Origin of the sequence: Rhodococcus sp. 114MFTsu3.1 (assembly GCF_000383555.1) — a bacterium.
Classification (GTDB): domain Bacteria; phylum Actinomycetota; class Actinomycetes; order Mycobacteriales; family Mycobacteriaceae; genus Rhodococcoides; species Rhodococcoides fascians_E.
Map to the genome: position 1 here is coordinate 110,893 of NZ_KB911560.1, position 9,301 is coordinate 120,193.

At 64.0% G+C, this 9,301-nt stretch carries 10 protein-coding genes; 4 read left to right on the forward strand and 6 right to left on the reverse strand.

Annotated features, from left to right (window positions below):
* Positions 1-47: 47 nt before the first annotated feature.
* Positions 48-323: a hypothetical protein gene (locus tag H292_RS0124170; protein WP_019665369.1), complete on the forward strand. Its 276-nt coding sequence runs from the start codon at positions 48-50 to the stop codon at positions 321-323.
* Positions 324-427: 104 nt separating this feature from the next.
* On the opposite strand, the gene H292_RS0124175 is transcribed toward H292_RS0124170, so the two are convergent.
* The 6 genes from H292_RS0124175 to H292_RS0124200 all read right to left on the reverse strand — a co-directional run bounded on the left by H292_RS0124175 (position 428) and on the right by H292_RS0124200 (position 6,367).
* Complete coding sequence (locus H292_RS0124175) at positions 428-1,597, reverse strand: ABC transporter ATP-binding protein (RefSeq protein ID WP_020113106.1); 1,170 nt, start codon at positions 1,595-1,597, stop codon at positions 428-430.
* A gap of 5 nt (positions 1,598-1,602) precedes the next feature.
* A complete protein-coding gene (locus tag H292_RS0124180) occupies positions 1,603-2,436 on the reverse strand; it encodes a carbohydrate ABC transporter permease (protein WP_019665371.1) in 834 nt (277 codons plus the stop codon).
* Entirely contained in the window at positions 2,436-3,359 is a 924-nt protein-coding gene (locus H292_RS0124185) for a carbohydrate ABC transporter permease (RefSeq protein ID WP_019665372.1), read from the reverse strand. The genes H292_RS0124180 and H292_RS0124185 overlap by 1 nt, the downstream gene beginning before the upstream one ends.
* On the reverse strand, positions 3,356-4,678 hold the full coding sequence (locus H292_RS0124190) for an ABC transporter substrate-binding protein (RefSeq protein ID WP_020113107.1): 1,323 nt from the start codon (positions 4,676-4,678) through the stop codon (positions 3,356-3,358). Before H292_RS0124190 ends, H292_RS0124185 begins: the two co-directional genes overlap by 4 nt.
* A gap of 199 nt (positions 4,679-4,877) precedes the next feature.
* The gene (locus H292_RS0124195) at positions 4,878-5,369 is read right to left on the reverse strand and encodes a general stress protein (RefSeq protein WP_019665374.1); all 492 of its coding nucleotides are present in this window, start codon (positions 5,367-5,369) and stop codon (positions 4,878-4,880) included.
* Complete coding sequence (locus tag H292_RS0124200) at positions 5,366-6,367, reverse strand: HpcH/HpaI aldolase/citrate lyase family protein (protein ID WP_020113108.1); 1,002 nt, start codon at positions 6,365-6,367, stop codon at positions 5,366-5,368. The genes H292_RS0124195 and H292_RS0124200 overlap by 4 nt, the downstream gene beginning before the upstream one ends.
* Positions 6,368-6,444: 77 nt before the next feature.
* Here H292_RS0124200 and H292_RS0124205 point away from each other — a divergent pair, with 77 nt between their 5' ends.
* The 3 genes from H292_RS0124205 (at position 6,445) to H292_RS0124215 (ending at position 9,248) form a co-directional block, all read left to right on the forward strand.
* The gene (locus H292_RS0124205) at positions 6,445-7,719 is read left to right on the forward strand and encodes a magnesium transporter MgtE N-terminal domain-containing protein (protein ID WP_019665376.1); all 1,275 of its coding nucleotides are present in this window, start codon (positions 6,445-6,447) and stop codon (positions 7,717-7,719) included.
* 20 nt (positions 7,720-7,739) lie between these two features.
* Positions 7,740-8,285, forward strand: coding sequence for a DUF1003 domain-containing protein (locus tag H292_RS0124210; RefSeq protein WP_051104910.1), 546 nt, complete (start codon positions 7,740-7,742; stop codon positions 8,283-8,285).
* 96 nt (positions 8,286-8,381) lie between these two features.
* A complete protein-coding gene (locus H292_RS0124215) occupies positions 8,382-9,248 on the forward strand; it encodes a lytic transglycosylase domain-containing protein (RefSeq protein ID WP_027499054.1) in 867 nt (288 codons plus the stop codon).
* Positions 9,249-9,301 lie beyond the last annotated feature (53 nt).

Genomic DNA, 9,301 nt, shown 5'->3' on the forward strand with positions numbered 1-9,301 from the left:
CCGTGCGTACCTAGATTCGAGTTGTACGCACACGAAAGGGAATCCGAATGAACGCTCGAAAGATCTTGTCCCGCACCGCTGTCACCGGGGTACTGGTTGCCGTTCCGCTCGTCGCGGTGGTGGGTACCGCCTCGGCCGATCCGATCCGTGACGAGCAGGGACATCAGCAGGCTCAGCCTCAATGGGAGCTTCCACAGTTCCAGTTGCCGAATCTGGCTCCGGCTCAACCGGTTCCCGCGCCTGCCCCCGCCCCGGCGCCGACCGACATTCCGAACTTCGCGCCCGGGTTCTTCCAGGGCTTGTCCACCGGCTCGTCCCTGTAGCTCGCTTCCCCTATGTGAGTGGAAATGTGTCTTCGGGTCGCTTCGCCGGCTCCGCTCCGGTGGCCCAGGGCCTACATTTCCACTCACACAGGGGGTAGAGCCCTCTACAGCGTCAGGTTGTCACCCGAGGCCTGGTCGAACACCGAGATCTTGCCCGGATCGAACCACAGCTCGACGTCGCCGCCCTCGCGGGCCGCCGATTCCGCGGCCAGACGGGCGACGATCTGAGCACCTCCGGTGTCCCCGAGACCGGCGTCCGCAGCCAGTTCCTGCAACTCCGCGGACTGCACCTTGCTGCCCTTGGACTCGAAGTACACGTACTTGTCGCTGCCCATCGACTCCAGAACATCCACCCTCGCGGTGAACGTCGCACCGTTCAACTTCTGATAGGAATCGATCAACGCCGCGTCCTCGAAGTGCTCCGGACGGATACCGATGACGACGTCCTTGCCCGGGTTCTTCTGCGCGATCGCCTGACGACGCTCGTGCGGCAGTTCGAACGTGCCGAGGTCCGTCTGCACCCCGTCCGACGTGAGCTGGCCCGGAACGAAGTTCATCGACGGCGATCCGATGAACCCGCCCACGAACAGGTTGCGCGGCTTGTCGTACAGCTCCTGGGGCGATCCGATCTGCTGCACGAGCCCACCCCGCAGTACGACGACCCGGTCCCCGAGCGTCATGGCCTCGGTCTGATCGTGCGTGACGTACACCGTCGTCGTGCCGAGACGTTTCTGCAACCGCGAGATCTCCGCACGCGTCTGCACGCGCAGCTTGGCGTCGAGGTTGGACAGCGGCTCGTCCATCAGGAACGCCTTGGGTGTACGAACGATGGCCCGGCCCATCGCGACTCGCTGACGCTGACCACCCGACAGATTCGACGGCTTGCGGTCCAGGTGCTGACTCAGGTCCAGGATCTTCGCTGCTTCCTCGACCTTGGTGTTGATCTCGTCCTTGCTGAGCTTCGCGAGCGTCAGCGGAAACGCGATGTTCTGACGCACCGTCATGTGCGGGTACAGCGCGTAGGACTGGAACACCATCGCGATGTCGCGGTCCTTCGGTGCCCGCTCGTTGACGCGTTCGCCTGCGATGCGCAGCTCACCCGAGGAGATGTCCTCCAGACCGGCGATCATGTTGAGCGTCGTCGACTTTCCGCAGCCCGACGGACCGACGAGAATGATGAATTCGCCGTCGGCGATGGTGATGTCGACGTCGCTGACCGCAGCCGCGCCGTCCGGGTAGAGCTTGGTGACTTTGTCGAGAACGATTTCGGCCATGACGGTTATCCCTTCACTGCGCCGGACGTCAAGCCCGCCACGATACGTCGTTGGAAGAAGAGCACGAAGATGATGATCGGAATGGTGATGACCACGGCAGCCGCGGCGATGGACCCGGTCGGCTCCTCGAACTGAGAGCTACCGGTGAACTGCGAGATCGCGGCCGGAACGGTGATGGATCGCTCCGTCGCGGTCAGCGAGATCGCGAGCAGCAGGTCGTTCCAGGCGAAGATGAACACCAGGATCGCGGCGGTGACGATGCCGGGTGCCGCCAGTGGTGCGATCACCTTGCGGAATGCCTGTGCCGGTGTCGCGCCGTCCATCTTGGCGGCCTTCTCCAACTCCCAGGGGATTTCCCGGAAGAACGCCGACAGCGTGTAGATCGCGAGCGGCAACGCGAACGTGATGTACGGGATGATCAGGCCCGGCCACGTGTCGAACAGGCCGATGGCGCGTTCGATGTCGAACAGCGGTGTCACGAGCGAGATCTGCGGGAACATCGCGATGAGCAGAGCCGCACCGACGAGCGCCTTCTTGCCCGGAAAGTCGAGGCGAGCGACGGCGTAGGCAGCCATGGTTCCGATCACGACGGCGATGACCGTGGTGATCAGTCCGATTCCGATCGAGTTGATCAGTGCCGAGGTGAACTGGTTGGTCTGGAAGATGCCCTTGTAGTTGTCCAGGGTGAACGAGCTCGGAATGAACTTGCCGTCGGCGATGGTGGCCGTCGATTTGAACGACAAGCTGATGATCCATGCCAGTGGGATGAGCGCGTACAGCAGCACGAGCGCATTGATGACGGTCCAACCGACCTTCTTGCGAGGCGTCACGGTCGTCATTACTTACGGCCTCCGTCGTCCGAGCCCGGCGCCGACGCACCGAACAATTTGATGAACACGAACGCGATGATGGCGACGCAGAAGAAGATCAGAACGCTGATCGCCGAGCCGAGTCCGAGGTTGAACGCTCCGAACAGGTTGTCGTAGCCCAGAATCGACACCGATCCCGTGCCGTTGCTGCCTTTGGTGAGCACGTAGATGTTGTCGAAGATGCGGAATGCGTCGAGTGTGCGGAACAGCAGCGCAACGAGGATCGCCGGTTTCATCAGCGGGATCGTGATGCGCACCAACCGTGTCCACGCTCCCGCGCCGTCCACCTGCGCGGCCTTGAGCAGATCGTCCGGGACGAGTGCGAGACCGGCCAGCAGAAGCAGGGCCATGAACGGCGTCGTCTTCCACACCTCGGCGAGCACGACGATGGCGAGCGACGGAATCTGCTCGGTCAGTGGGGCACTGCCGTCGGGCAGCAGGTTGGCGAGGTAGCCGGTGCCCGGCGTCCACGCGTAGTACCAGCTGTAGGCGGCGGCGACGGTGACGATGCCGTACGGGATCAACACGACCGTGCGCACCAGTCCGCGGCCGAAGATCGTGCGGTGCATGATGAGCGCTACCGCGAGGCCGAGTACGAATTCGATGATCACCGAGATGATGGTGATCGCGGTGGTGACACCGAACGCCGTCCACCAGTATCCGTCGGTGAGAACGGTGACGTAGTTGGAGATTCCGACGAACTCACGATCGTCGGGGAACGCGAGGTTGTACTTCTGCAGGCTGAGCCAGAAGGCGTAGATGATCGGGTATCCGGTCACCGCGATCATCATGATCGCGGCGGGAGCGATCAACGTCAGACCGAGCCGACGTTCGGCCTTCTTGCCGTCGGAGACCTTCTTCAGGATCTCCTGTTTGTCCAACGTCTCGCTCATGGAATCAGCCCTTCCGAATTGACAGCCTTGGAGACCAGGTCGGCGAGCTTGTCCACGTCCGCAACGGGATCGATGTTCTGAGGTGGATTGAGCGCGTCGGCAAGCAGGATCGAAATGCTCTGGTAGGCAGGTGAGACGGGTCGGACCGCGGCGTTCTCGATGGAGTCGAGTACGCCTTCCCACGCCGGGTAGACGGCTTGGAATTCAGGGTCCTGATACAGCTGCGCCAGCACCGGCGGAACTCCGCCGTTGACGGCGTTGTTGCGCTGGTTGTCCTCGTTGGTCAGACACTCGACGGCTTCCCACGCGAGGTCCTCGTGCTGAGTGGTCTTGGCGACGCCGATGTTGAAGCCACCGATGGTCACCTTGGCCGGAGTATCCGGGATCACCGCCGGGTACGGCGCGCTGCGGAACACCTCGGCGACCTTGGCATCCTGTTGGTCCGCAGGGACGTTCGTCAGATCGAGGAACGGTACTGCCCCGGCTGCCGCGTTCTCCTTGATGCCCGGGAGCACGAACGGGTAGTTGACCTGGAATGCCGAGTTGCCGGCCTCCATACCGAGACGGGCGGTGGCCTCGTCGGTCTGCGAGATCGACGGGTCGTGGCCGTCGGCCGTGGCGACGCGCTTCATGATCTCGAGTGTCTTCTCGGTCGCCGCACGATGCTCGGGAGTGTCGTTCAGGGTCACCGTCGTACCGTCGTCGGCGACGACCTGACCGCCTGCGCTGACGAGGAGGCTGTTGAACCACACCATCAGGCCCTCGTACTGCTTGGCCTGGACGCCGATGTACGCGGGTTTGCCTTCGGCCGCGTTGGATTCGGCTTCGTCGATCATCTGGTCCCACGTCTGCGGCGGCTGACCACCCGGCACCTGATCGGGTCGGTACCACAGCAGCTGCGTGTTGGAGTTCAGTGGAACCGCGTACAGCTGGTCCTGCCACTGCGCCGTTTCGAGCGGGCCTTCCAGGGTGGCGCCGCCTTCGAGCTTGGCGGCGAGATCATCCGGGACCGGAAGTGCCCAGCCGGCCTCGGCGAACTCGGCGGTCCACACCACGTCGAGGGTCATCAGGTCCAACGAATTGTCGTTGCCCGCCAGACGTCGGGCCAACTGCAGTCGCTGATCGTTCGCGCTCTTGGGGAGAGTTCGCTGTTCCACTCGATAGCGTCCGTTCGACGCGGCCGAACACGCCTCCGCAGCGGCGGCGTACTGCTCGGCGCCGTCCGCTGCGGTGTAGAAACTCAGTATCGGTGTGCTGCTGTCGGAGGATCCGCAGGCTGCGAGCAACGGGCTGGCGACCAACGCAGCGGCCGCCAACACCCCTATTCTGGTTGCGTGTGCAGGCCTCGCACTCCGAGGCCTTTGACTACGTTGTCTCGGCACTTTCCGCCTCCGTATTTTCGATTACGTATACAGAACTTCCTTATTGACTGTCCTGTACGTAAAGAAACGTAACCGAACGAGGGCCGGCGATAGGGATATTGGAACTATTCCGTAACCTGCCGTCGCGACGAACGTGTCAGAGCGCGAGACGGGCGAGCAGATCGCGTGCTTTCTCCGCACTCTTGGGCTCGCACAACACGTCGTACCGACCGGCGACCAACTGCATGCTCGACGCGAAATCTCGCTGGCCCTTGGTGGCCGCGTACGGAATGGCCGCGGAGATCAATCCGAAGATGACGCCGCCGACGATGCCGATGATCAACGCCCCGAGAATGTTGCCGTTGGTGAAGATACCAAGCACCAGGCCGAGGAACAGTCCGAGCCAGGCGCCCGAGACGACGCCTCCGCCAATGACTTTCGGCCACGTCAACCGACCGAGAACACGCTCGACCTGCATGAGGTCGACGCCGACGATGGTGACGTCCTGAACCGAGAACTCCTGGTCGGAGAGGTAGTCGACGGCCTTCTGCGCTTCGGCGTACGTCGGGTAGGAACCGATCGGCCACCCGGACGGCGGAGTCGGAAGACCCTGACCTGGGCGGCCGGGCTGCGAAAGTGGATTCGTCATTGCTCTATTGTGCCCGAATCTGCAGTACACGGGTTGCGTCGGACACCGGGTGTTACTTCACTACGCAGCATTCCTGCCGCGCGCCCTTTCGCACTGACCACCAGGGCCATCTTTCTCGACGCCTCGTCGATCATCTCGTCTCCGAGCATCACCGCACCGCGGCCACCACCGGCCTCGGAGGTATGAAATTCGTACGCCTCGAGAATGTTCTCGGCTTTGTCGAAATCGGCCTGCCGGGGCGAGAAGATTTCGTTGGCGGCATCGATCTGGGTGGGATGCAGTACCCACTTGCCGTCGAAGCCGAGACCGGCCGTGCGGCCCGCGGCGCGGCGGAACGCGTCGAGATCACGGATCTGGAGGTACGGACCATCGATCGCCTGCAGTCCGTGGGTCCGCGCGGCGAGCAGAATGGTCATCAGGATGTGGTGGTAGGCGTCACCGGTGTCGTACCCCTCCGGCTGTTCGCCGACGACGAGGGTGCGCATGTTCACGCTGGCCATCAGATCCGCGGGACCGAAGACGAGAGTCTGCACACGGGGACTGGCCGTGGCGATCTCGTCGATGTTGCGCAGGCTGCGAGCACTTTCGATCTGCGGTTCGATTCCGATGGCGCCGACTTCGAGTCCGCTCGTCTTCTCGACCTGGGTCAGAAGCAGATCCAGTGCTTCGACGTGCGCTGCGGTCTCGACCTTCGGAAGCAGGATCGCATCCAACCGAGAACCTGCACCGGAGACGACGTCGATGACGTCGCCGTAGGTCCAGGGCGTCGTCCAGTCGTTGACGCGGACGACCTTCAGTTGGTCTCCCCATCCGTCGGACCGGAGCGCTTCGACGATGCGTCCGCGCGCCTCCACCTTGGCGATCGGGGCCACTGCGTCCTCGAGATCGAGGAAGATCGCGTCGGCCTTCAGTCCTTTGGCCTTTTCGATCATCTTTGCGGAACTGCCGGGAACCGCGAGTACGGATCGGCGGGGACGGTCTTGCTTCACCGAGCTCATTCGAGCCTCATCGCTCCCTGCTTGTTCACCGGCTGTCGATTCTCCGGTTCGTACTGTCACGCTCTAACCTTTCCATCATGGCAGCACTGAGCAAGCTATTCGCAGCCAGGCTCGCGGGTCTGGTCGTGCTCGGCCCCGACGGCGAATCGATCGGCCGCGTCCGCGATCTCGTCATCACCATGCGCGTCGGCCGCGCCCAACCCCGAGTACTCGGCCTGGTCGTCGAACTCGCGACGCGCCGAAGAATTTTCGTGCCGATGCTGCGCGTCACCAGCATCGAACCCAACTCCGTTCAGCTCAACACCGGCAACGTGAGTCTGCGCAGATTCTCGCAGCGAGCCAACGAAATCCTCGTGTTCGCGCAGATTCTCGACTCCAAGGTTCGCGTCGACGACCCGGAACTCGAAGAGCTGCACGACGCCGATTCCATCGTCGTCGACCTCGGCATCGAACTGACTCGAACCCGTGACTGGCTGGTCGCTCGGGTCGCGGTCCGGCGCAGCCGCGGCAGGCTCGCGCGCCGAGGTGCAATCCATGTCGTGGACTGGCAACACGTCCAGGGCCTGACCCAGAACGAGCTGTCCCTCCCCGGCCAAGGCGTCGCGCAGCTGTTGATGCAGTTCGAGGATCTCCGGGCTGCCGACGTGGCCAACGCGATGCGTGAGCTGCCGGTGAAACGACGGATGGAGGTGGCACACGCCCTCGACGACGAGCGGCTCGCCGACGTCGTGCAGGAACTTCCCGACGACGATCAGGTCGAACTGATGCATTACCTCGGTGTAGAACGCGGCGCCGACGTGCTCGAGGCGATGGACCCCGACGACGCAGCCGACCTTCTGGGTGAACTGCCCGAGCCCGAGGCGGAGTCGCTGCTCCGTCTGATGGACCCGGAGGACTCCGCTCCTGTCCGGCGCCTTCTCGAACACTCACCGGACACTGCCGGTGGTCTGATGACCACCGAACCGGTGGTGTTGAACGCATCGACGACGGTGGCCGAGGCTCTCGCCCGGGTACGTAACCCGGATCTGACGCCTGCGCTGTCCTCGCTGGTGTTCGTGGTTCGCCCGCCGACGGCAACTCCGACGGGCGCGTACCTCGGGTGTGTTCACCTGCAGCAACTGCTCCGCGAGCCGCCGGCGAGCCTGGTCGGCGGCGTGATCGACAAGGCGCTGCCCAAGTTGTCGCCGGAGGACAGCCTGACGGCCGTCACCCGATATTTCGCGACGTACAACTTGGTGTGCGGGCCGGTGGTGGACGACGAAGATCACCTGGTCGGAGCAGTGACAGTGGACGACGTTCTCGACCATCTTCTTCCCGAGGACTGGCGTGATCAGGAGGTGGCAGGACAGTGAAGGAAACCGCTCGGCAGCGCATGGACACACCGCAGGGCTCGCGGCTGTTCAACTGGCATCTCGACGTCGACCTCGGCAGCTCGGGAGAGCGCGCCGCCCGCTTCCTCGGCACCGGACGGTACCTGGCGATTCAGACGATCATCGTCATCGTCTGGATCTTCCTGAACGTCGCCGTCGTCGCACTTCAGTGGGACCCGTATCCGTTCATTCTGTTGAACCTCGCGTTCTCGACGCAGGCTGCGTACGCGGCGCCGCTGATCCTTCTCGCGCAGAACCGTCAGGACGATCGCGACCGGGTCTCGCTGGAAGAGGACCGTGCCCGGGCACAGCAGACGAAGGCGGACACGGAGTTTCTTGCCCGCGAGCTGGCGTCGCTGCGTATCGCCGTCGGTGAGGTCGCGACTCGTGATTACCTGCGGCGTGAACTCGACGAGATCCGCGAGTTGCTGGAACAGATGGGCGGCGAGCCGTCCGCGGCGCCGAAGAAGTCACGGAAGAAGCAAAGCCCACGCAAGCGTGAGGACGGTCCGGCGCCGGAGAGCGACGCCCCGTTCGACGTGGACTAGTTCCGCCCGGGCCGCTTGATAACGGCCGTGTAACGGAACGATCTCGAATCAGGTACCCTCGACTCCGGTTCGCAAACGATCAGGAGGTACCGACGCGTGGGACGTCACAGAAAAGCATCGAATTCCAACGTACGCCGGAATTCGGTGATTGCTCTGACGGGTCTCGTCCCCGCAGGACTCATCACCGCCGCCACCAGCGCAGGCGCGGCCGAGTACATCCCCTTCATGACGACCACCTCCACGGCGCAGGAAGCCGAGCCCGTCGTGGAAACACCCGCCCCCATCGCGGATGACACCGAGGCACAGCCCGTCGCCGCAGCCGAGGCACCCGTCCCGCAGGCAGCACCCGTCCCGGCGCCCGCGCCGGAGATCCCGCCGACTCCCGAGCTGCCGACGAGCCTCGCCGCCAGCCCCATCGCAATCCCGACGGTCAACGTCTCCGCCTACAAGAACGCCGAGCGGATTCTCGCCGAAACCCAGCCCGGCTGCGGAATCAGCTGGACCATCATCGCCGGCATCGGCCGCGTCGAATCCACCCACGCCAACAACGGCAAAGCCGACGACCTCGGCCAGCTGCTCGAGCCCATCCTCGGCCCCCGCCTCGACGGATCACTCGCCGGCAACAACGTCATCGCCGACACCGACGGCGGCGCACTCGACGGCGACCCCAACTTCGACCGCGCAGTCGGACCGATGCAGTTCCTCCCCGAAACATGGAACCGCTACAAAGCCGACGGCAACGGCGACGGCATCTCCGACCCACAGAACCTCTACGACGCAGCCCTCGCCACCGGCGACTACCTGTGCGACGGCGGCCTGAACCTCCGCGACCTCGGACAGACCACCAAAGCCATCCTGCGCTACAACAACTCCATGGCCTACGTCGCCAACGTCCTCGCCTGGTCCACCGGCTACGCCACCGGCATCGTCCCCACCTCCGACCAGCTCCCGCGCATCCACTAAGGGTCATTCCGCAGGCTCCACTCCCGCCTCCCCCGGGTCATTCCGCAGGCTCC